Origin of the sequence: Streptomyces sp. NBC_00885 (assembly GCF_045207475.1) — a bacterium.
GTDB lineage: Bacteria > Actinomycetota > Actinomycetes > Streptomycetales > Streptomycetaceae > Streptomyces.
On the sequence record NZ_CP108796.1, the window covers coordinates 5,342,262 to 5,361,866 of the forward strand.

Annotated in this window: 22 protein-coding genes, 1 tRNA gene, 1 pseudogene and 1 riboswitch; of the genes and pseudogenes, 16 read left to right on the top strand and 8 right to left on the bottom strand. The window is 68.6% G+C overall.

Features of this window, described 5'->3' with window-relative positions; all coding sequences use genetic code 11:
* Positions 1 to 209 precede the first annotated feature (209 nt).
* The 5 genes from OHA61_RS24315 to OHA61_RS24335 all read left to right on the top strand — a co-directional run bounded on the left by OHA61_RS24315 (position 210) and on the right by OHA61_RS24335 (position 3,692).
* Positions 210 to 1,640, top strand: a complete 1,431-nt coding sequence (locus tag OHA61_RS24315) for an amino acid permease (RefSeq protein ID WP_361905437.1) — start codon at positions 210 to 212, stop codon at positions 1,638 to 1,640.
* 91 nt (positions 1,641 to 1,731) lie between these two features.
* Positions 1,732 to 2,154, top strand: a complete 423-nt coding sequence (locus OHA61_RS24320) for a M67 family metallopeptidase (protein WP_266476018.1) — start codon at positions 1,732 to 1,734, stop codon at positions 2,152 to 2,154.
* A 98-nt stretch (positions 2,155 to 2,252) separates the two neighbouring features.
* Entirely contained in the window at positions 2,253 to 2,369 is a 117-nt protein-coding gene (locus OHA61_RS24325; protein ID WP_323136021.1) for a putative leader peptide, read from the top strand.
* 94 nt (positions 2,370 to 2,463) lie between these two features.
* The gene (locus OHA61_RS24330; RefSeq protein WP_406304806.1) at positions 2,464 to 2,742 is read left to right on the top strand and encodes a MoaD/ThiS family protein; all 279 of its coding nucleotides are present in this window, start codon (positions 2,464 to 2,466) and stop codon (positions 2,740 to 2,742) included.
* Positions 2,742 to 3,692, top strand: a complete 951-nt coding sequence (locus OHA61_RS24335) for a PLP-dependent cysteine synthase family protein (RefSeq protein WP_389371933.1) — start codon at positions 2,742 to 2,744, stop codon at positions 3,690 to 3,692. Before OHA61_RS24330 ends, OHA61_RS24335 begins: the two co-directional genes overlap by 1 nt.
* 527 nt (positions 3,693 to 4,219) lie before the next feature.
* On the opposite strand, the gene OHA61_RS24340 is transcribed toward OHA61_RS24335, so the two are convergent.
* Positions 4,220 to 4,684, bottom strand: coding sequence for a type II toxin-antitoxin system PemK/MazF family toxin (locus tag OHA61_RS24340; RefSeq protein ID WP_361905447.1), 465 nt, complete (start codon positions 4,682 to 4,684; stop codon positions 4,220 to 4,222).
* Positions 4,685 to 4,861: 177 nt separating this feature from the next.
* Here OHA61_RS24340 and OHA61_RS24345 point away from each other — a divergent pair, with 177 nt between their 5' ends.
* Positions 4,862 to 5,611, top strand: a complete 750-nt coding sequence (locus OHA61_RS24345; RefSeq protein WP_324978142.1) for an MBL fold metallo-hydrolase — start codon at positions 4,862 to 4,864, stop codon at positions 5,609 to 5,611.
* An 87-nt stretch (positions 5,612 to 5,698) separates the two neighbouring features.
* Here OHA61_RS24345 and OHA61_RS24350 read toward each other — a convergent pair whose 3' ends face one another.
* Together OHA61_RS24350 and OHA61_RS24355 are read right to left on the bottom strand one after the other, a co-directional pair.
* Complete coding sequence (locus tag OHA61_RS24350; RefSeq protein WP_361905450.1) at positions 5,699 to 6,967, bottom strand: PTS transporter subunit EIIC; 1,269 nt, start codon at positions 6,965 to 6,967, stop codon at positions 5,699 to 5,701.
* Between the two features lie 242 nt (positions 6,968 to 7,209).
* On the bottom strand, positions 7,210 to 8,505 hold the full coding sequence (locus OHA61_RS24355; protein WP_406304807.1) for a PTS transporter subunit EIIC: 1,296 nt from the start codon (positions 8,503 to 8,505) through the stop codon (positions 7,210 to 7,212).
* 243 nt (positions 8,506 to 8,748) lie between these two features.
* Between OHA61_RS24355 and OHA61_RS24360 the strand changes: the two genes are divergently transcribed.
* The 4 genes from OHA61_RS24360 (at position 8,749) to rdgB (ending at position 10,921) form a co-directional block, all read left to right on the top strand.
* Positions 8,749 to 8,982: a glucose PTS transporter subunit EIIB gene (locus OHA61_RS24360; protein WP_142217368.1), complete on the top strand. Its 234-nt coding sequence runs from the start codon at positions 8,749 to 8,751 to the stop codon at positions 8,980 to 8,982.
* A 90-nt stretch (positions 8,983 to 9,072) separates the two neighbouring features.
* A complete protein-coding gene (gene rph, locus OHA61_RS24365; protein WP_406304808.1) occupies positions 9,073 to 9,810 on the top strand; it encodes a ribonuclease PH in 738 nt (245 codons plus the stop codon).
* 92 nt (positions 9,811 to 9,902) lie between these two features.
* On the top strand, positions 9,903 to 10,286 hold the full coding sequence (locus tag OHA61_RS24370; RefSeq protein WP_266476034.1) for a hypothetical protein: 384 nt from the start codon (positions 9,903 to 9,905) through the stop codon (positions 10,284 to 10,286).
* Positions 10,287 to 10,318: 32 nt separating this feature from the next.
* Positions 10,319 to 10,921 carry an RdgB/HAM1 family non-canonical purine NTP pyrophosphatase gene (gene rdgB, locus OHA61_RS24375; RefSeq protein ID WP_405598220.1) on the top strand — a complete coding sequence of 201 codons (603 nt, stop codon included), beginning with the start codon at positions 10,319 to 10,321 and terminating at the stop codon, positions 10,919 to 10,921.
* A gap of 47 nt (positions 10,922 to 10,968) precedes the next feature.
* Here the strand turns inward: rdgB and OHA61_RS24380 are convergent.
* The 4 genes and pseudogenes from OHA61_RS24380 to bcp form a co-directional block, all read right to left on the bottom strand.
* Positions 10,969 to 11,044: transfer RNA gene (locus OHA61_RS24380), tRNA-Leu, on the bottom strand.
* The gene (locus tag OHA61_RS24385) at positions 11,006 to 11,893 is read right to left on the bottom strand and encodes an HNH endonuclease (protein ID WP_406307442.1); all 888 of its coding nucleotides are present in this window, start codon (positions 11,891 to 11,893) and stop codon (positions 11,006 to 11,008) included. The genes OHA61_RS24380 and OHA61_RS24385 overlap by 39 nt, the downstream gene beginning before the upstream one ends.
* Positions 11,890 to 12,517: pseudogene (locus OHA61_RS24390) on the bottom strand (HNH endonuclease). The gene OHA61_RS24385 and the pseudogene OHA61_RS24390 overlap by 4 nt, the downstream one beginning before the upstream one ends.
* A 133-nt stretch (positions 12,518 to 12,650) precedes the next feature.
* Entirely contained in the window at positions 12,651 to 13,118 is a 468-nt protein-coding gene (gene bcp, locus OHA61_RS24395) for a thioredoxin-dependent thiol peroxidase (RefSeq protein WP_324978129.1), read from the bottom strand.
* A gap of 140 nt (positions 13,119 to 13,258) precedes the next feature.
* Here bcp and OHA61_RS24400 point away from each other — a divergent pair, with 140 nt between their 5' ends.
* The 3 genes from OHA61_RS24400 to OHA61_RS24410 all read left to right on the top strand — a co-directional run bounded on the left by OHA61_RS24400 (position 13,259) and on the right by OHA61_RS24410 (position 14,453).
* Positions 13,259 to 13,579: a DUF3618 domain-containing protein gene (locus tag OHA61_RS24400; RefSeq protein WP_406304809.1), complete on the top strand. Its 321-nt coding sequence runs from the start codon at positions 13,259 to 13,261 to the stop codon at positions 13,577 to 13,579.
* Positions 13,580 to 13,622: 43 nt separating this feature from the next.
* Complete coding sequence (locus tag OHA61_RS24405) at positions 13,623 to 13,979, top strand: co-chaperone GroES (protein WP_324978127.1); 357 nt, start codon at positions 13,623 to 13,625, stop codon at positions 13,977 to 13,979.
* Positions 13,980 to 14,036: 57 nt separating this feature from the next.
* A riboswitch (guanidine-III (ykkC-III) riboswitch) is annotated at positions 14,037 to 14,101 on the top strand.
* Positions 14,102 to 14,132: 31 nt separating this feature from the next.
* Positions 14,133 to 14,453, top strand: coding sequence for a DMT family transporter (locus OHA61_RS24410; RefSeq protein WP_406304810.1), 321 nt, complete (start codon positions 14,133 to 14,135; stop codon positions 14,451 to 14,453).
* Here OHA61_RS24410 and OHA61_RS24415 read toward each other — a convergent pair.
* Entirely contained in the window at positions 14,447 to 16,858 is a 2,412-nt protein-coding gene (locus OHA61_RS24415) for a transglycosylase domain-containing protein (RefSeq protein WP_406304811.1), read from the bottom strand. The two genes, OHA61_RS24410 and OHA61_RS24415, sit on opposite strands and share 7 nt — an antisense overlap.
* A 128-nt stretch (positions 16,859 to 16,986) precedes the next feature.
* Between OHA61_RS24415 and OHA61_RS24420 the strand changes: the two genes are divergently transcribed.
* Genes OHA61_RS24420 through OHA61_RS24430 form a run of 3 tightly spaced genes read left to right on the top strand, consistent with a single transcriptional unit; the run spans position 16,987 to position 19,549 of the window.
* Entirely contained in the window at positions 16,987 to 17,787 is an 801-nt protein-coding gene (locus OHA61_RS24420) for an ABC-2 family transporter protein (protein ID WP_361905478.1), read from the top strand.
* Positions 17,788 to 17,806: 19 nt separating this feature from the next.
* Positions 17,807 to 18,583 (top strand): ABC transporter permease, encoded by a 777-nt coding sequence (locus OHA61_RS24425; RefSeq protein ID WP_406307443.1) that lies wholly within the window; start codon positions 17,807 to 17,809, stop codon positions 18,581 to 18,583.
* 6 nt (positions 18,584 to 18,589) lie between these two features.
* The gene (locus OHA61_RS24430) at positions 18,590 to 19,549 is read left to right on the top strand and encodes an ATP-binding cassette domain-containing protein (RefSeq protein WP_324978119.1); all 960 of its coding nucleotides are present in this window, start codon (positions 18,590 to 18,592) and stop codon (positions 19,547 to 19,549) included.
* Positions 19,550 to 19,605 lie beyond the last annotated feature (56 nt).

Below are 19,605 nucleotides of genomic sequence, written 5' to 3' on the forward strand. Positions count from 1 at the left end.
TGGTGTGCGCCACAATGCCCCGGGCTGATCGCCGTTGCAGCCGTGATAGATCTTCACGACCGCCGAGGGACGCCACCCATGTCCCCGGGGGCGCTTGGGCCGGCAGACCGCCGGTAGCACTCCATCCACATCCGGGGGGATCAGGACATGGTCCGCGGGCGCGCGGCAGTCGCGGCGCGCGGATCAGCATGGAGAAAGGGCGCATCACCATGACCTCACTGCAGGTCGACAAGCACGATCGCAATGAGGCCGCGGGGGCCGCGGCGGGCACGGACGAGGGCTATCAGCGCGGACTGGGTGCTCGTCAGATCCAGATGATCGCGATCGGCGGGGCCATCGGCACCGGTCTGTTCCTCGGCGCGGGCAAGGCCATTTCCAAGGCCGGACCCAGCCTCATCCTGGCCTACGCCATCGCGGGCCTGGTCATCTTCTTCATCATGCGGGCGCTGGGCGAACTGCTCATGTACCGCCCGGTCTCGGGGTCCTTCTCCGAGTACGCGCGCGAATTCGTGGGCCCCTTCGCGGGCTTCGTGACCGGATGGACGTACTGGCTCTTCTGGGTCGTCACCGGCATTACCGAAGTCACCGCGGCCGCCACCTATATGACGTACTGGTGGGACATCCCGCAGTGGCTGTCCGCACTCGTCTTCACGATCATCCTGTACGGCGCGAACCTCATCTCCGTGAAGCTCTTCGGTGAGCTGGAGTTCTGGTTCTCGATGGTCAAGGTGACCGCCATCATCGGCATGATCCTTATCTGCGCCGGTGTGCTCACGCTCGGCTTCTCCGACGCCGGCGACACCGCGTCCGTGACCCACCTGTGGTCCGACGGCGGCTTCTTCCCCAAGGGCATCGGCGGCACGCTCATGACCCTGCAGATCGTGATGTTCGCCTTCCTCGCGGTCGAGCTGGTCGGTGTCACCGCAGGTGAGTCCAAGGACCCCGAGAAGACCCTCCCCAAGGCCATCAACACCGTGCCGTGGCGTATCGCCGTCTTCTACGTCGGCGCGCTGATCATGATCCTTTCGGTGGTCCCGTGGACCCACTTCCAGCCGGGCATCTCGCCCTTCGTCGCCGCCTTCGAGCAGATGGGCCTCGGCGTCGGAGCGGCGATCGTCAACTTCGTCGTCCTCACCGCGGCGCTCTCGTCCTGCAACTCCGGCATGTACTCCACCGGCCGCATGCTGCGCGACCTGGCGCTCAACGGACAGGGCCCCAAGGCCTTCACCAAGCTGACGAAGAGCGGCACGCCGCTGGCCGGCACCACCTTCTCCGCGGCACTGATGCTGGTCGGCGTCTGGATCAACTACCAGTGGCCGGGCGACGCGTTCAACTACGTCGTCTCCTTCGCGACCATCTCCGGCATGTGGGCCTGGATCATGATCCTGGTCTGCCAGATCCGCTACCGCGCCAAGGCGGACCGCGGAGAGGTGCCGCAGTCCACGTTCCGGGCGCCCGGCGCCCCGTACACCAGCTGGTTCGCGCTGCTGTTCATCTGCATGGTCATCGTGATGATGGGCATCGACAAGGATGCGCGGATCTCGCTGTACTGCGCACCGCTGTGGGGCCTGATCCTGGGCGTCTCCTACGTGGTGCTGCGCAGGCGCAACCCGCAGGGCGCGGCCTTCATCAAGCGCTGAAACCCCCTGCACAGCGCTTCTGACGTCCAGCATTCGGGCGGGCTCGTACCAGTCTCCGGTACGAGCCCGCCCTCTGTTTATCCTGTCGGTCATGCTGACCATCACCGAGGCCCTGTACGACCAGATCGTCGCGCACGCCCGCGCCGACCACCCAGACGAGGCCTGCGGCGTGGTCGCGGGCCCCGAGGGCAGCGGCCGCCCCGAGCGCTTCATCCCGATGCTGAACGCCGCGCGCTCGCCCACGTTCTACGAGTTCGACTCGGCGGATCTGCTGAAGCTCTACCGGGAGCTGGACGACCGCGACGAAGAGCCGGTGATCATCTACCACTCGCACACCGCGACCGAGGCGTATCCATCGCGTACGGACATCAGCTACGCGAACGAGCCCGGCGCGCACTACGTCCTGGTCTCCACCGCCGACACCGACGGCGCCGGCCCGTTCCAGTTCCGCTCTTTCCGCATTGTGGACGGCGAGGTCACCGAGGAAGACATCAAGGTCGTCGAGGCGTACTGAGCCCGCGGAGCATTGCCCCTTCCGCATGCTGAGCGGAATTCGTCCAGCATGCGAGATCACATACCGGAACCCGGACCGGGAATCGATACGATGACCGCATGGTTCCCCATGACGTGAGCGACAGGACGCCGGGCACGCCGCTGCTCGTAGCGCGGCTGCACGTCGACCTGTGCCGCCTCGCAAGCGCGATGTGTACGGCCCGCGCTGCGCTCTGAGCGCATCCACTGCACCACCGCACCACCCCCTGCGCGGGGGGCAGAGCCGCGCGCCGCTTACGCACCCCGCACACTCCCGACAGGAGCCCATGTCATGGCCATCGAGGTCCGCATCCCGACCATCCTCCGTACGTACACAGACGGCGCCAAGGCCGTCGAGGGCAGCGGTGACACGCTCGCCGACCTCTTCGCCGACCTCGAGACCCGGCACAACGGCATCCAGGAGCGCATCGTGGACGGCGACAAGCTGCGCCGCTTCGTGAACGTGTACCTGAACGACGAGGACGTCCGTTTCCTCGACGGCATCTCCACCAAGCTCGCCCACGGCGACAGCGTCACGATCCTTCCCGCGGTCGCGGGCGGCATGCGCTGATGCGGTACGACTCCCCGCTGGCGGCCGTCGGGAACACCCCGCTGGTCCGCCTGCCACGGCTGTCCCCCTCGGAGGAGGTCCGCATCTGGGCCAAGCTCGAGGACCGCAACCCGACCGGCTCGATCAAGGACCGCCCGGCGCTCCACATGATCGAGCAGGCGGAGAAGGACGGCCGCCTGACGCCGGGCTGCACGATCCTGGAGCCGACATCGGGGAACACGGGCATCTCGCTCGCCATGGCGGCGAAGCTCAAGGGCTACCGCATGGTGTGCGTGATGCCGGAGAACACCTCCCAGGAGCGGCGCGACCTGCTCGCGATGTGGGGTGCGGAGATCATCTCGTCCCCGGCGGCGGGAGGGTCGAACACGGCGGTCCGCGTCGCCAAGGAACTGGCCGCGCAGAACCCCGCCTGGGTGATGCTCTACCAGTACGGCAACCCGCACAACGCGGGCGCGCACTACGCCACGACCGGCCCGGAGATCCTGGCCGACCTGCCCTCGATCACCCACTTCGTGGCGGGCCTCGGCACGACGGGCACGCTGATGGGGGTCGGCCGCTTCCTGCGCGAACACAAGCCCGACATCAAGATCGTCGCCGCGGAGCCGCGGTACGACGACCTGGTCTACGGCCTGCGCAACCTGGACGAGGGCTTCGTCCCCGAGCTGTACGACGCCTCGGTCCTGACGACCCGCTTCTCGGTGGGCTCGGCGGACGCGGTCACGCGCACCCGTGAACTCCTCCAGCAGGAGGGCATCTTCGCGGGCGTCTCGACGGGAGCGGCGCTGCACGCGGCGATCGGCGTCGGCAAGAAGGCGGTGGCGGCGGGCGAAGAGGCGGACATCGTGTTCGTGGTCGCGGACGGCGGCTGGAAGTACTTGTCGACGGGCGTCTACACGGCCCGCACGACGGAAGAGGCCATCGCGGCGGTGCAGGGCCAGCTCTGGGCGTAGCGGCTAGCGCTGCGCGGCTTCTGCGACCTCGAGACCGCGACCGCGGAACCCGAACCCGCGACTTGCCCGGCACCGTCGGCGCGCCGCCGTGAAGTGGTGCTCGGGCTCTGGCCCACCCCCCCCGCATGCCCGCGCCGCCGCGAGGGGCGCGGGTCTTGGCGCGGGCCGCGTGACCGGCGCGGAGCCCTCGCGCCCGCGAAGCGCCGTTCCCGCGGACCCGCGCCAAGAGTCCTCGCGATGCGAGTCATGTCTGGCTGTCCCGAGAGTGCCGAGTCGGCGCTGCGCCGGCCGCCCTGTGGGCCCGCGGGCCCACAGCCCCCCTCGCGCCCGCTAAGCGGCGTTCCCGTGGAGCCGCGTCAAAGTCCTCGCGACGCGAGTCGTGCGTCGGGTTCCCCCGGTCGCCGCGCCGCGAAGCGGGCGTCTTCCCAGGGCGTGGGGCGTCAGCCCCGCCGCACAAACCCCACCCCCGGGGTCCGGGGGCTTGCCCCCCGCTTCAGGGAAGGGGCGGGGTGGGGGAGAAACCCCCCTCACACCGCCAAGTGGCGGACCTGGTCCCACACCGTCGGGTCCACCACCCCCACCCGTCTCCTGAACCCCCACACCCCCACGTCCCTCAGCTCACCCGTCTCCAGAAAGCTCGGCCTCCCCTGCGCGTCCCCCACCGTCCCCGGCGGCAGGCAGATCACGCCCGGCCTCTCGTCGTGGTACTTGCTCGTGATCTTCGCGACCAGCGCCGTGTCGCCCCGTACCGAAAGCACCAGGCACGGCCTGTCCTTCGCCCGCGGGCGGTCCTCGTAGGGGACCTCCGCCCACCAGATTTCGCCCGGCTGCGGGCGCCGCTTCGGGGCGCGGCGTGGCCCGGTCGGGCGGCCCGGCGGGCGGGCCCGGCCGCCGGGGCGGCGGGCGTCCGATCGCCCCCGCCCGTCCATCACCGCGGCGACCAGCGCGATCACCACCACGGCGAGCACCGCGAGCCACCACGACGTGTCCATACCCCAGACGGTACCGGCGCACTGCCGGACGCGCGCGCTCCGTCCGAACCGGTGACAGTGCAGGTGAGTTCCCCCACAACGGCCCGCCACCGAGGAGCGACCAGCCGTTTCGCGCCTTACGCTCAACAAACCGCACGACCTTCCCCAGCCCTCCCCGTCAACGGAGGTTCAAGCTCCATGAAGCTCACCGTCGTCGGCTGCTCGGGGTCGTTCCCGTCCGCGGAATCGGCCTGTTCGAGCTACCTCGTAGAGGCCGACGGCTTCCGGCTGCTCCTCGACATGGGCAACGGCGCCCTCGGCGAGCTGCAGCGCCACATCGGTCTCTACGACCTCGATGCCGTTTTTCTCAGCCATCTCCACGCGGACCACTGCATCGACATGTGCGGATACTTCGTCGCCCGCTACTACCGCCAGGAGGGCCGCTGCGGTCCCTTGCCGGTCTACGGGCCCGAGGGCACCGAGCAGCGCCTGACCACCGCGTACGCGGACACCCCCTCGCCCACCTCCATGAGCGAGGTCTTCGACTTCCACACCCTGAAGTCCGGCAGCTTCGACATAGGCCCGTTCTCCATCCGTACGGAGCGGGTGGCCCATCCCGTCGAGGCGTACGCCATCCGCCTGGAGCACGCCGGCAAGACGCTGACGTACTCCGGCGACACCGGCGTCTGCGAGCCCTTGCACGAACTCGCCGCCGGCGCCGATCTGTTCCTGTGCGAGGCGTCCTTCACCTACGGCAAGGAGGACATCCCGGACCTCCACCTCAACGGGCGCGAGGCCGGTGCCCACGCCCGGCGCGCGAACGTCGGGCGGCTCGTGCTGACCCACATCCCGCCGTGGACGGACGGCTCGCAGAACCTTGCCGACGCCCGTGCGGTCTACGACGGCCCCACCGAACTGGCCGCCCCCGGCGCGGTCTACCACGTCTGATCTCCGGCTGATCCCGAGAAAGCCGAAGCCCCTGCTTCCGCCGGGAAGCAGGGGCTTCGGTCCGAATGCCCTGAGAAGGCGTGCGGCCTACTTCGCCTCGGCCTTCTGCAGTTCCGCCAGCTCCTCGTCGGACTCGCGGCCCGGCGTCGGAAGGTTGAACTTGATGATCGCGAAGCGGAAGACCGCGTAGTAGACGGCCGCGAAACACAGGCCGACCAGCGCGAGCCCCCACGGGTTGGACGCGATGCCCAGGTTCAGGAAGAAGTCCACCGCGCCGGCCGAGAAGCCGAAGCCGTCCTTCATCCCGAGCGACCAGGTCAGCGCCATGGAGACACCGGTGAGCACCGCGTGGATCGCGTACAGCACCGGAGCGATGAACATGAAGGTGAACTCGATCGGCTCGGTCACACCGGTGACGAAGGACGTCAGCGCGAGCGAGAACATCATGCCGCCGATGACCTTGCGGCGCTCCGGGCGGGCACAGTGGACGATCGCGAGGCAGGCCGCCGGGAGGGCGAACATCATGATCGGGAAGAAGCCCGTCATGAACTGTCCGGCGGTCGGGTCACCGGCGAGGAAGCGGCCGATGTCGCCGCTCTTGCCCTGGTACGTACCGGCCTGGAACCACGGGAACGAGTTGAGCAGGTGGTGCATGCCGATCGGGATCAGCGCACGGTTGGCGACACCGAAGATGCCGGCGCCCGCGGCGCCGGAGCCCACCAGCCACTCACCGAAGTTGTGCAGACCGGTGCCGAGGACCGGCCAGATCAGGCCGAAGACGATGCCGATGACCAGGCCCGCGAAGGCGGAGAGGATCGGAACGAGACGGCGGCCGCCGAAGAAGCCCGCCCAGTCCGGCAGCTTGGTCCGGTAGAACTTCTGGTACAGCAGGGCGACGACGATGCCCATCACGACACCGCCGAGCACCTTGGCGTCGACGGGGGCCTCGGTCATGACGATCTTGCCGTCGATGACCTTCGCGACCTTGTCCAGGTTCGGGTCGGTGAACGTGGCCAGCACGTTCTTGAAGACCAGATAGCCGGCGACGGCCGCGAGCGCGGTCGAGCCGTCGGACTTCTTGGCGAAGCCGATCGCGATACCGACGGCGAACAGCAGCGCCATGTTGGCGAGGATCGCGTCGCCGCCTGCCGCCATGTAGCCGGCGAGCTTGGTGACGAAGTCCGGGTAGGACTCCTTGCCGAGCATGTCGGGCTGGCCGAAACGGACCAGGAGCGCGGCGGCGGGCAGCACCGCGACCGGCAGCATGAGGCTGCGGCCGATGCGCTGCATGACAGCCATCGCGCCGGCGCCCGTCTTCTTCTTGTCCGCCTCGGGGGCGGCGCTTGCCGTGGTCATCAACTTCCTCCAAGTGGGCAAGGCGCCGCCGGGGACAGGAAACAGGGGAGGGCGGCGTCTCATGGGGAACGCGGTCAGACCCGCGTGGTCTACACCACTCAGTGGTGTAGACCAGTTTTAGCATGTGTGTGGCGGATAAGGAACCTCCGATTTTTGTGGGCCGGGCCATAGCGCGAAATGCACGACATAAGGCCCTTGGACCGTGAGTCCAAGGGCCTTATGGGGTGTTACGTGTGACGTGCCTACTTGATGTTCTCCCGCTCCAGCTCGTCCCCGATCTCGTCCGGCTCCCGCCCCGGTGTCTGGATATTGAACCTGGTGATCGCGAACCGGAAGATCGCGTAATACACCACCGCGAAGCAGAGCCCGATCGGAATGATCAGCCACGGTTTGGTCGCCAGGCCCCAGTTGATGACGTAGTCGATCAGGCCGGCCGAGAAGCTGAAGCCGTCATGGACGCCCAGTCCCCAGCTCACCGCCATCGAGACGCCGGTCAGCAGCGCGTGGACCGCGTACAGCAGGGGGGCGACGAACAGGAACGAGTACTCGATCGGCTCGGTGATGCCGGTGACGAACGACGTCAGGGCGACCGAGAGCATCAGGCCGCCGATCTCCTTGCGGCGGTGCGGCTTGGCGCAGTGGGTGATGGCCAGCGCGGCGGCGGGGAGCGCGAACATCATGATCGGGAAGAAGCCCGTGGTGAACTGGCCGGCATTCGGGTCGCCCGCCAGGAACATGGTGATGTCGCCGTGCACGACCGTGCCGTCCGGCGTGGTGTAGCTGCCGAACTGGAAGAAGATCGGCACGTTCAGGAACTGGTGCAGGCCGATCACCAGCAGCGCCCGGTTCGTGAGGCCGAAGAGGCCCGAACCCCAGGCGCCCAGACCCACCAGCCAGTCGCTGAAATTCTCGAGAGCGTCACCGAGGGGCGGCCAGGCCCACACGGAGAGGACCGCGACCCCGATCGCGACGAAGGACATGATGATCGGGACGAGCCGTCGGCCGTTGAAGAAGCCGAGCCAGTCCACGAGCTTGGTGCGGTGGTAGCGCTGCCAGAAGTAGGCGGTCAGCAGGCCGATGACGATGCCGCCGAAGACGCCCGGATTCTGGTACGTGAACGCCTCGACCGATCCGTCGGGCGCCTGGCAGCCGAGGGCTGCCGCCTTTGCCCCGCCAACGCAGTCCTCGGGGAACTGGCGCAAGACGTTGTAGTAGACGAGGAAGCCGACCACGGCCGCGAGCGCGGTGGAGCCGTCGGACTTCCTGGCCATGCCGATCGCGACGCCGACGCAGAACAGCAGCGGCAGGCCGAGGTTGCCGTCCAGCAGCGCGCCGCCCGCGCCCGCCATCACCTTGGCGACGTTGTCCCAGCCCAGTCCGTCCGCGCCGAACACATCAGGCTGGCCGAGGCGGTTGAGGATGCCGGCGGCGGGGAGGACGGCGATGGGCAGCTGGAGGCTGCGGCCCATCTTCTGCAGCCCTTGGAAGGCGCCGCTCCACCACTTCTTCTGCGGCGCGGCGACGCTGTCGGAGCTCATCGGCGTCCTCCCGGAACATGCCGTGGTTTGGCAGCTGTTGCAGACTGGTGTAGACCAGTCGCGGTACGGTCCCCGCGCCCGGTCGCGGGACGGACACCGGTGATCGTCATCATTCGGTACGAGGCGGTTACTCGCCCGTGAAGGTGGGCCAACCGTGCGTTACCGTGACGAAGCGGACCAATGGTGGACCGAGGCAGCGCTGAGCGCCCCGTACGGGCGCTCTTGATACGCAGGGAGAAAGACATGGCCAGCAAGGCTGAGAAGATCGTCGCCGGGCTCGGCGGAATCGACAACATCGAGGAGATCGAGGGCTGCATCACCCGCCTCCGCACCGAGGTCGTCGACCCGAGCAAGGTCGACGAAGCCGCCCTGAAGGCCGCCGGGGCGCACGGTGTCGTGAAGATGGGCACCGCGATCCAGGTCGTCATCGGCACCGACGCCGACCCGATCGCCGCGGACATCGAAGACATGATGTAGCGCACTCCCACCCGGGACTCCGCCCCCGACCCCCGCCGGTCCGTCAGGGGCGGAGTCCCCACCCCAGTTCAGGCCGCTAGGCTCGACGCCATGTCTCGAATCGACGGCCGCACCCCCGAACAGCTCCGCCCGGTCACCATCGAACGCGGATGGAGCAAGCACGCCGAGGGCTCCGTCCTCATCGCCTTCGGCGACACCAAGGTCTTCTGCACCGCCTCGGTCACCGAAGGCGTCCCGCGCTGGCGCAAGGGCAGCGGCGAAGGCTGGGTCACCGCCGAGTACTCCATGCTGCCGCGCTCCACCAACACCCGCGGCGACCGCGAATCCGTACGCGGCAAGATCGGCGGACGTACGCACGAGATCTCCCGCCTCATCGGCCGCTCGCTGCGCGCCGTCATCGACTACAAGGCCCTCGGCGAGAACACCATCGTCCTGGACTGCGACGTGCTGCAGGCCGACGGCGGCACCCGAACCGCCGCGATCACCGGCGCCTATGTCGCGCTGGCCGACGCCGTCGCCTGGGCCCAGCGCAAGAAGCTCGTCAAGGCCGGCCGCCGGCCGCTCACCGGCACCGTCGCCGCCGTCAGCGTCGGCATCGTCGACGGCGCTGCGCTGCTCGACCTCTGCTACGAGGAAGACGTACGCGCCGAGACCGACATGAACGTCGTCTGCACCGGCGACGGCCGCTTCGTCGAGGTGCAGGGCACCGCCGAGGCCGAGCCCTTCGACCGCAAGGAGCTCAACGCGCTTCTGGACCTGGCGACCGGCGGCTGCGCCGACCTCGCCGCGCTCCAGCGCGATGCCCTCGAGCGGGCACTCGAAGGGTAAAGAAGCAACCAAGTACGCTCCACCGGGCGTCATCAGAACTACGGGCGCACGGGCCGAACCGTGCGCCCGTCCGTATCCGGGAGGACCGTTCCATGCCTGCGCGCCGCCGTATAGCAATCACGCTCGCCACAGCCGCACTGCTCGTACCGATCACGGTCGGCTGCAGCGCCATCGACAAGGCACTCGACTGCGTCGAGACCGCCGACGCCATCGCCACCAGCGTCGACAAGCTCCAGCAGGCAGTCTCGACCGCGGCCGACGACCCGACGCAGGCCAAGGAAGCGCTCGACGACATCGACCGGGAACTGAAGAACCTCAGCGACAAGACCGACAACGCCGACCTCAGCAAGGCCGTCGACAATCTCAACGCGGGCGTCGACAACGTCCGCAAGTCGATCGAGAACGGCGACAGCACCCCCGACATCAAGCCCATCACCGACGCGGCGGGAGAGATCGGCAAGGTCTGCACGTCCTGATAAAGGGTCCCCGAGCCCGGATAATCAGGAGCATGACCCGACTGATCCTCGCCACTCGCAACACCGGGAAAATCACCGAACTGAAGGCCATCCTCGCCGACGCGGGCCTCACCCACGAACTCGTCGGCGCGGATGCCTATCCCGACATCCCCGACGTCAAGGAAACCGGCGTCACCTTCGTCGAGAACGCTCTGCTCAAGGCGCACACCCTCGCCCAGGCCACCGGCTTCGCGGCCGTCGCCGACGACTCCGGCCTCTGCGTCGACGTCCTCGGCGGCGCGCCCGGCATCTTCTCCGCCCGCTGGGCCGGCCGCCACGGCGACGACCGGGCAAACCTCACCCTGCTCCTGGACCAGCTCTCCGACATCGACGAACTCCACCGCGGCGCCCACTTCGCCTGCGCGGCGGCGCTCGCCCTGCCCGACGGTACGGAGCGCGTCGTCGAGGGCCGCCTGCGCGGCACCCTGCGCTACGCCCCCGAGGGCTCGGGCGGCTTCGGCTACGACCCGATCCTGCAGCCGGAGGGCGACACGCGCACCTGTGCGGAACTGACCCCCGAGGAGAAGAACGCGATCAGCCACCGGGGACAGGCATTTCGCGCGCTGGTCCCGGTGGTGCGGGAGCTCTTGGGCTGATGCACGCCGAAGGGCGCGGTACCAATGCGGTGCCGCGCCCTTCGCTGTGGGCCCGGTGGGACTCGAACCCACGACACACCGGACCTAAACCGGCGCCCTCTTGGCCAGCTGGGGTACGGACCCGCGGCGCCCACTGTACTGTGCCTCGCTGCGAGGGTTCGAGAAGGATCTTGTCTGGCTGTGGCACGACGGGCAGAGGAAGCGCAGGTTTTCCAACCGGTTGTCGAGCCGATCGCCGTTGATGTGGTCGATCTCCAGGACGAGTTGCTTCCCCTGCCATGTGTCGCCCACCCCGCATTCGTCGCAGACGTGCGGGACACCGAGATCGTCGAGTGCGCGCCTCAGATGCGCTGTCTTCGTGCGGGCGGAGCCAGGCTCCAGCCGTACCAGGATTTCGGCTGCGGACCTGCGGTTCTTGGCAGGGACGCCGCGGTAGTGGCCTTGGCCCACGAAGTGGTCGGACGAAATATGGTGAGCGTTCAGACTGCGCTTCACGCGAGCGCGACCGGCTCCGTTGTCGGTGATACCCAGCTTCTTGAGCACCCCCGCGAGGCTCCGCGAGGAGGCCACAGCGGACGTGAGCGCGTCCCGGGGCAGGATTCCAGGCCCGTATCTGCGCCCGCTGAGGAAATGCGACGTGTGGATGCCGAAGACATCGAGCTTTTTCCGAATGTGCCCGTACGGGCAGTCGCTCGGGGACAAGCTCATGTACTCGATCATCTCGCGGATGCTGTGCGAATGGGCGGCGGCATCCGCCAGGAGGTCCTTGGAGTATGAGCGGCGGGCTCGCTCGGGTAGCGCCTCCTCGTGGAAATGCGAAGTGTCGATGCCGTACTGCTTGAGTCGTTTGTTCAGATAGCAGCGCGGGCCGCTTCCCAGCGGCGCGCCCACTTTGCGCATCAGGTCGACCAGGCTCGTGGACACGGCCGCAGTGCGGGCGAGCAGGTCGCGGGTGTACGTCGGGGAGCTCATGCCCGTTCCCTCCGCTTGCGACCGCGGTAAGTGTCGGTCACTGCATGACAGTTGGGGCAGAGTAGTCGGAGGTTCTCCGGCCGGTTGTCCCACCAATCGCCGTTGATGTGGTCGACTTCGAGGCGGAGCGGTTTGCCATTCCACATCGCCTCGTTGCCGCACATGGCGCACGACTCCGGTACGCCGGTCCGCAGCAGTTCGCGACGCAGGCGTTCGCCTGGAACCCTGCCGTCCGATGGTGAGCCCAGGACGAGTCGGTTCCCCAGTGACCCCTTCGGTCGGCCCCGGGGTGCGCGCAGGAAAGTGTGAGGTGCTGATCCCCAGCGCGGCAATGCGGCGGCCGATGTGAGCGTGGTTGCCACCCACGGGGCTGATGCCCAGTCGGCGCACGACTTCGGCCACGCTAGTGGAACAGGCGACCAACTCGCGCAGCTTCTCCTCGGTGTGCCGCACTCAGGTCGACGTGAAGTGGGCGGTGTCTATGCCTGCCTCCGCCATCTTGGCGCGGAGGTAGCGCCTGCTGCCCGGTGTCGGCTTACCACCGCACCAGCGCACTGCGTCGTCGAAGTTCGTCGTCTCGTGGGCTGCCTCTTCGAGCAGCTCTCGGGTGTACCGGACCCGCATGGTTCCCCTCCGTATCCGGTCGCGTGTTCACGACCTCGCACTGAGTAACGAACCGCTTATCGGATGGTCACCTCCGAAATGCGGAACGGCCCGCACCGCCCATCGGTGCGAGCCGTTCGGGGAGCCGGGAGGCCTAGATGCCGAGGTCCTTGATGATCTTGGCGACATGGCCGGTCGCCTTGACGTTGTACAGGGCGCGCTCGACCTTGCCCTCCTCGTCGACGATCACCGTCGACCGGATGACACCGGTCACCGTCTTGCCGTACAGCTTCTTCTCGCCGAAGGCGCCGTACGCCTCCAGCGTCTCCTTGGACGGGTCGCCGACCAGCGTGACCTTCAGGGACTCCTTCTCACGGAACTTCGCCAGCTTCTCCGGCTTGTCCGGCGACACGCCGATCACGTCGTAGCCCGCGCCCGCCAGCAGTTCAAGGTTGTCCGTGAAATCGCACGCCTGCTTGGTGCAGCCGGGGGTCAGGGCGGCGGGGTAGAAGTAGACGATGACCTTGCGGCCCTTGTGGTCCGCGAGCGAGACCTCGTTGCCGTCCGCGTCGGGCAGCGTGAAGTCGGGGGCGGTGTCGCCGGGCTGGAGTCGCTCGCTCATGGTTCTCCTCGCAAGACGTGCTGGGGGTGAGGTGAGGGTGTACGCCGTCGAGCGTAATAGGGGTGCCGTGGGGTGCGGGAGCAGCCGAGCTGACAGACTGTCGATGACGGACCAACGGAAACGACGACGGAGGCAGCGCGGTGCCGGATGCCAGGACCCCTGCGCAGATCGAGGCGGACATCGTCCGCAGGCGCGAGCAGCTCGCCGAGATGCTCGACGAGATCGGCGTGCGGGTGCACCCGAAGACGGTCATCGGCGATGCCAGGGCCAGGGTTGCATCGACCGTGGACCAGACGGCGGGCCGCGCCGTCGTCGCGGTGAACCGTACGGTCACCGACATCAAGGCGCAGTTCGTCAACGAGGACGGGGCCCCGCGGCTGGAGCGACTGGTGCCGGTGGCACTGGTGGCCGTGGGAATCGTGGGGCTGCTCGCGGTGTCGGCGAGAAGGCGGCGGGGGTGACCCTCGGGCGTACGGAACGCTTCCGGGCAGGTAGGTTCGACTCGTGAGCGCCAAGAGCCATGACCCCAGCACCACCCATGACAAGCTGCCGATCCGGATGCTGCACGACCGCGTGCTGGTCAGGACAGACATTCCGGAGGGGGAGCGGCGTTCCAGCGGCGGCATCGTCATTCCGGCGACCGCGGCGGTCGGCCGGCGCCTGGCCTGGGCCGAGGTGGTCGCCGTCGGGCAGAACGTCCGCACCGTGGAGCCGGGTGACCGGGTGCTGTACGACCCCGAGGACCGCGCCGAGGTCGAGGTGCGGGGCGTCGCGTACGTGCTGATGCGCGAGCGCGATCTGCATGCCGTCGCCGCGGACCGTTTCCAGGGCTCCGAGGACTCCACAGGGCTGTATCTCTAAGCGGCTCCGTACCTGCCGCGCAGGGCTGGTGGCGCAGGTCACCAGCCCTTCTGTCTGACTTTGCTACCGTGGAAGCACCCGACGAGACGCGCCGTACCGGGTTGCCGCAAAGACGACGCACCGCCCGAAGTTCCGCGTCTCGGAGGTGCTGTCATGGCCTGGGTTCTGCTTGCTGTCGCCGGTCTGCTCGAGGTCGGCTGGTCGATCGGAATGAAGTTCACCGAGGGGTTCACCCGGCTGTGGCCGAGCGTGTTCACCGGTCTCGGGATCGTCGTCAGCATGATGCTGCTGTCGCACGCCGCCAGGAGCCTGCCGATCGGCACGGCGTACGGCGTCTGGGTCGGCATCGGCGCGGCGGGTGCCGCCGTGGTCGGCATGGTCGCGCTGAACGAGCCCGCGACCGCGGCCCGGATCTTCTTCGTCTGTCTGCTGCTGGTCGCGGTGGTCGGCCTCAAGGCGACCTCGGGTCACTGACGGCCGGTCGCGGGTTTTCTGCCCTCGCGCCCGCCCCCGCCTCCGCCCTCGTCCGACGTCCCGCCGCCGGTGTCGGTCCCGCCGATGATTCCGCCGGTCGTCGTGCCCCCTTCCGTCGTCCCTCCGGTGGCCGTGCCCCCGTCAGTGGTTCCTCCGTCCACGGTCCCGCCGTCCGTCTGCCCGCCGGTCGTGGTGCCGCCGTCGTCCGTGCCACCGCCGTCCGTGCCGCCGTCGGTCTGTCCCTGGTTCTGCCCCTGCGTCTGGCCCTGGTCCTGGCCCTGCGAGTCGCCGGGGGGCAGGCTTGGCAGGCTGGTGCCAGGCGCCTGCGAGGGTTCGGCCGGGGGCTCCTGCTCCAGCGGGGGCTCGACCTGCTCCGCGCCTTCCTGCAGTTCCAGGTCGAACTCCTCGATGCCGGAGTCCTCCAGCGCGAGCCCGGTGAACTGGCCCCAGATCTTCGCCGGCGCCCCGCCGCCGTTGATCCGCGGCAGACCCAGCGCCCCGTACAGCGGCTTGTGCGCCCCGGTGGCCGGGTCCTGGCCCATCACCGCGACCACCGTCGCCAGGTCCGGGGTGTAGCCCGCGAACCAGGCCGCCTGGTCCTCCTCCGCCGTGCCGGTCTTGCCGGCGGCCGGGCGGCCCGCGGACTGGGCCTCGGTGCCGGTGCCGCCGTCGACGACGCTCTGCAGGATCGAGGTCGTCGTGTCGGCGGCCTCCCGGCTGACGGCCTGTTCGGGTTCCCCCTTGGGCAGCTGGACGTCGACGCCGTCCTTGGTGACCTTCTCGACCAAGGTGTACGTGCCGTGCCTGCCGTGGTTGGCGAGCGTCGCGTACGCCTCGGTCATGTCGAGGACGCTCGCGGTCGCGGGACCGAGGGCGATGGAGGGCGAGGCGTTCAGGTCCGGTGTGCTCGCGGGGATCCCCAGGGCGACCGCCGTCTTCCTGACCCTGGCGGGCCCGACGTCCATGGCCATCTGCGCATACACCGCGTTGACGGACCTGTCGGTGGCGGTGCGGACGGTGATGGGGCCGTACGAGACGTCGTCCTCGTTGGCGGGGGCGTACGGCTTTCCGCTCCATCCCTGGACGGGGCGCCTGTTGGTGCCGTCATAAGCCGTGTTGGGGGTGATGCGCCCGCCGTCCTGGGTCTGGGAGTCGTGCTCGACGGCGGAGGCGAAGACGAACGGCTTGAAGGTGGAGCCGACTTGGTAGTCGCGGCGGGTCGCGTTGTTGACGTACTGCTTGGTGTAGTCGATGCCGCCGTACATGGCGAGGACCTTGCCGTTGGCCGGGTCGATGGAGGCGCCGCCGACCCGGACATTGCGGTCGGCCTCGCGGTCCGGGTCGAGTTTGGACATCACCTGGTCGTCGACCGCCTCCTTGAAGGCCCTCTGCTTGCCGCGCTCCAGCGTGGTGGTGATCCGGTAGCCGCCGGTGGCCAGGGTGTTCTCGTCGATGATCTTGTTGTTGGTGAGGTAGTCCTCGACGGCCTGGACGATATAGCCGCGCTGGCCCGAAAGCCCGGTCGCGGGCTTCGCCGTCTGCGGCACCGGGAACTTCATGGCCGCGCGCTCGGCGGGGCTGAGCCACTTCTTCTTGACCATGCCGTCGAGGGTGTAGTTCCAGCGGGCGAGCGCGGCGGCCCGGTTCTCCGGATGCGTGGCGACGTCGTACACGCTCGGGGCGTTGAGCAGAGAGGCGAGATAGGCGCCCTGAGCCGTGTCGATGTCCGCGATGTCCTTGCCGTAGTACGCCTGGGCGGCTGCCTGGATGCCGTAGGCGTTGCGCCCGAAGTAGCTGGTGTTGAGATAGCCCTCGAGGATGCCGCCCTTGCTCTCCTCGCGTCCCAGCTTGATCGCGATGAAGAACTCCTTCCACTTCCGCGAGATCGTCTGCTCCTGGCCCAGGTAGTAGTTCTTGACGTACTGCTGGGTGATGGTGGAGCCGGACTGCCTGCCCTTGCCGGTCAGGGTGTTCCAGGCGGCGCGGACCATCGCCTTGGGGTCGACGGCGCGCTCGGAGTAGAAGTCCCGGTCCTCGGCGGCCAGTACGGCCCGCTGCGCGGTCAGCGGGACCTGCGCGAGGCTCACGTTCTCGCGGTTGACCTCGCCGTCGCGGACGATCTGCGTGCCGTCCTTGTAGAGATACACATTGGACTGGGCCGTGGCCGCGGCATTGGCGGGCGGGATGTCGACGAGCATGTAGCCGGCCAGGAAGCCGCCGATCAGCAGCAGGGCGACGAGCAGGACCGCGCCGAGCACCATCCGCCAGGTGGGGATGACGCGGCGCCAGCCGGTGCGCCCGGGCCGGGTCTTGGAGCCCTTCTTCTCCGGCGCGGGACCGGGACCCGGTCCGGCGACGGTCGCGTCACGGGGTGTCCAGCCCTGCTGCTGCGGCTCGTCACTCATAAGCCCATACTGCCCTTTTGGGTGGGTTATCCATCGCAGCCCGGACTCCCGGCGCAAAAGCCGTCGCGGCTGCCACGGCGCTGGGCTAGGGTCGTGCGCTTTGGTGCCTTCAGGCGGAGGGAGTCCAGGTGCGGCTGTACGCGGCCGTTGCGGCGGGCGGCTTCCGGCGCCATGCGACCTACCGGATGGCCACGGCGGCGGGGGTGTTCACCAATACCGTCTTCGGCTTCATCCTGGCGTACACCTATCAGGCCCTCTGGGACGAGCGGCCCCACCTGGGTGGTTACGACATGCCCGAGGCGCTCACCTATGTGTGGATCGGCCAGGCGCTGCTGGCCACCGCGGGGCTGATGGGCGGCGGCTTCGAGGACGAGCTGATCGAGCGGATCAAGACGGGCGACATCGCCATCGACCTCTACCGGCCCGTCGACCTCCAACTGTGGTGGTTCTCGGCCAACTTGGGGCGCGCCGCCTTCCATCTGCTCGGGCGCGGCGTGGTGCCGATGATCGTCGGCGCGCTCGCCTTCGACCTCGCGCTGCCGTCCAGTCCGCTCACCTGGCCTGCCTTTCTGCTGTCGGTGGTGCTGGGGGTGACCGTCAGCTTCGCGGTCTGGTACCTGGTGGCGCTGAGCGCGTTCTGGATGATGGACGGCGCCGGTACGGCCCACATCGCATGGCTTGCGGGCATGTTCTTCTCCGGGATGCTGCTGCCGCTGACCGTCTTCCCCGGCGCGCTGGGCGAGGTCGCGCGGGCGCTGCCCTGGGCGTCGATGCTCCAGGTCCCGGCGGATGTCTTCCTGGAGAAGCGCACGGGGTGGGGGCTGGTGCAGGCGTACGCGTTCCAGCTCGGCTGGGCGGTCGTCCTGCTGGCCGCGGGGCGCCTCGTTCAGTCCTCGGCCACCCGGAGGGTGGTGGTGCAGGGTGGGTGAGTCCTGGCGTACGTACCGGATGATCGCGGCGATGTGGATGCGCTCCACGATGACGTACCGCTTCTCCTTCGCGATGAGCCTTTTCTCCAACTTCACCGCGACGATTTTCGACTTTGTGGTCATCGTGCTGATGTTCAGCCAGGTGGACGGCCTGGGCGGCTTCTCCTTCGCCGAGGTGGCCTTCCTGTACGGCACCTCCGGCACCGCCTTCGGGCTCGCGGACCTGGCGATGGGGCAGGTCAACAGGCTGGGGCGGCGGGTGCGGGACGGGACGCTCGACACGCTCCTCGTACGGCCGGTGCCGGTGCTGGCACAGGTGGCGGCGGACCGGTTCGCTCTGCGCCGCCTCGGACGGATCAGCCAGGGTCTCCTCGTGCTGATCTGGTCGCTGGTGGTCGTCGACGTGGAGTGGACGGCCGTGAAGGTGGCGATGCTGCCGCTGATGGTGGTCTGCGGCTCGCTGATCTTCTCGGCGGTGATGGTGGCGGGTGCGTCCTTCCAGTTCTGGGCGCAGGACGCGTCGGAGGTCACCAACTCCTTTACGTACGGCGGCAATACGCTGCTGCAGTACCCGCCGACTATATTCGCGCAGGACCTGGTGCGCGGGGTCGTCTATGTCGTACCGCTGGCCTTCGTGAACTGGCTGCCCGCGCTCTACGTCCTGGGGCGCGACGCTCCGGCCGGTGTGCCGGGCTGGACGGCCTTCCTGTCACCGTTCGTCGCCGCGGCCTGCTGTCTGCTCGCCGCAGTCGCATGGCGGACGGCCCTTCGTTCGTACCGCAGCACGGGGAGCTGAGAGCGCATGGACTTCATCGAGCTGGACGGCGTCGAGAAGGTCTTCGACGTACGCCGCAAGGCGGGCAGGCTGCGGCGCGAGAAGCATCAGGTGCGCGCGGTCGACGGGATCAGCTTCCGCGTGCCGCGCGGCGAGATGGTCGGCTACATCGGCCCCAACGGCGCCGGAAAGTCCACCACCATCAAGATGCTGACGGGCATCCTGACCCCCAGCGGCGGGCGGCTGCGGGTCGCCGGCATCGACCCGTCCCGCGAGCGCACACGCCTCGCCCAGCGGATCGGCGTGGTCTTCGGGCAGCGCACGACCCTGTGGTGGGACCTGCCGCTGAAGGACTCGTACCGCCTGGTGCACCGGATGTACCGGATCCCTGACAAGCGCTTCCGCGAGAACCTCGACCGCTGCGTCGAACTCCTCGACCTGGCCGAGCTGTTGGACGTGCCCGTACGGCAGCTCTCGCTCGGCCAGCGGATGCGCGGCGACATCGCGGCGGCGCTGCTGCACGACCCCGAGGTGCTGTATCTGGACGAGCCGACCATCGGGCTCGACGTGATCTCCAAGGCGAAGGTCCGGGACTTCCTGCGCGACCTCAACGCCGAGCGGCAGACGACGGTGCTGCTCACGACGCACGACCTCACCGACATCGAGCAGCTGTGCAAGCGGGTGATGGTCATCGACCACGGGCGGCTGATGTATGACGGGGCGCTCGCCGGTCTCCACGAGGTGGGGGAGAGCGAGCGCACGCTGGTGGTGGACCTGGAGCGCGAACTGCCGCCGATCGTCATGGACTTGGCCCGTACGGTGAAGATCGAGGGCCCGCGGCAGTGGCTCGCGTTCCCCGCGTCCCAGTCCGCGGCCCCGCTGGTGGCCGCGCTCGCCGACAAGTATCCGCTGGTGGATCTGTCGGTACGGGAGCCGGACATCGAGGCAGTGATCGCCAAGATGTACGCGGAGCGCTCCAAGCTGTAGCCCCTGCGCTGCGTCCGGGGCCCGGTGCTGGATATTCTTCCCGCATGAGCGAACTC

Bases quoted from the DNA above. Each gene is read 5' to 3' on its own strand.
- OHA61_RS24315 (WP_361905437.1), top strand. From the start codon at position 210: ATGACCTCACTGCAGGTCGACAAGCACGATCGCAATGAGGCCGCGGGG.
- OHA61_RS24320 (WP_266476018.1), top strand. From the start codon at position 1,732: ATGCTGACCATCACCGAGGCCCTGTACGACCAGATCGTCGCGCACGCC.
- OHA61_RS24325 (WP_323136021.1), top strand. From the start codon at position 2,253: ATGGTTCCCCATGACGTGAGCGACAGGACGCCGGGCACGCCGCTGCTC.
- OHA61_RS24330 (WP_406304806.1), top strand. From the start codon at position 2,464: ATGGCCATCGAGGTCCGCATCCCGACCATCCTCCGTACGTACACAGAC.
- OHA61_RS24335 (WP_389371933.1), top strand. From the start codon at position 2,742: ATGCGGTACGACTCCCCGCTGGCGGCCGTCGGGAACACCCCGCTGGTC.
- OHA61_RS24340 (WP_361905447.1), bottom strand. From the start codon at position 4,684: ATGGACACGTCGTGGTGGCTCGCGGTGCTCGCCGTGGTGGTGATCGCG.
- OHA61_RS24345 (WP_324978142.1), top strand. From the start codon at position 4,862: ATGAAGCTCACCGTCGTCGGCTGCTCGGGGTCGTTCCCGTCCGCGGAA.
- OHA61_RS24350 (WP_361905450.1), bottom strand. From the start codon at position 6,967: ATGACCACGGCAAGCGCCGCCCCCGAGGCGGACAAGAAGAAGACGGGC.
- OHA61_RS24355 (WP_406304807.1), bottom strand. From the start codon at position 8,505: ATGAGCTCCGACAGCGTCGCCGCGCCGCAGAAGAAGTGGTGGAGCGGC.
- OHA61_RS24360 (WP_142217368.1), top strand. From the start codon at position 8,749: ATGGCCAGCAAGGCTGAGAAGATCGTCGCCGGGCTCGGCGGAATCGAC.
- rph (WP_406304808.1), top strand. From the start codon at position 9,073: ATGTCTCGAATCGACGGCCGCACCCCCGAACAGCTCCGCCCGGTCACC.
- OHA61_RS24370 (WP_266476034.1), top strand. From the start codon at position 9,903: ATGCCTGCGCGCCGCCGTATAGCAATCACGCTCGCCACAGCCGCACTG.
- rdgB (WP_405598220.1), top strand. From the start codon at position 10,319: ATGACCCGACTGATCCTCGCCACTCGCAACACCGGGAAAATCACCGAA.
- OHA61_RS24385 (WP_406307442.1), bottom strand. From the start codon at position 11,893: ATGAGCTCCCCGACGTACACCCGCGACCTGCTCGCCCGCACTGCGGCC.
- bcp (WP_324978129.1), bottom strand. From the start codon at position 13,118: ATGAGCGAGCGACTCCAGCCCGGCGACACCGCCCCCGACTTCACGCTG.
- OHA61_RS24410 (WP_406304810.1), top strand. From the start codon at position 14,133: ATGGCCTGGGTTCTGCTTGCTGTCGCCGGTCTGCTCGAGGTCGGCTGG.
- OHA61_RS24415 (WP_406304811.1), bottom strand. From the start codon at position 16,858: ATGAGTGACGAGCCGCAGCAGCAGGGCTGGACACCCCGTGACGCGACC.
- OHA61_RS24425 (WP_406307443.1), top strand. From the start codon at position 17,807: ATGATCGCGGCGATGTGGATGCGCTCCACGATGACGTACCGCTTCTCC.
- OHA61_RS24430 (WP_324978119.1), top strand. From the start codon at position 18,590: ATGGACTTCATCGAGCTGGACGGCGTCGAGAAGGTCTTCGACGTACGC.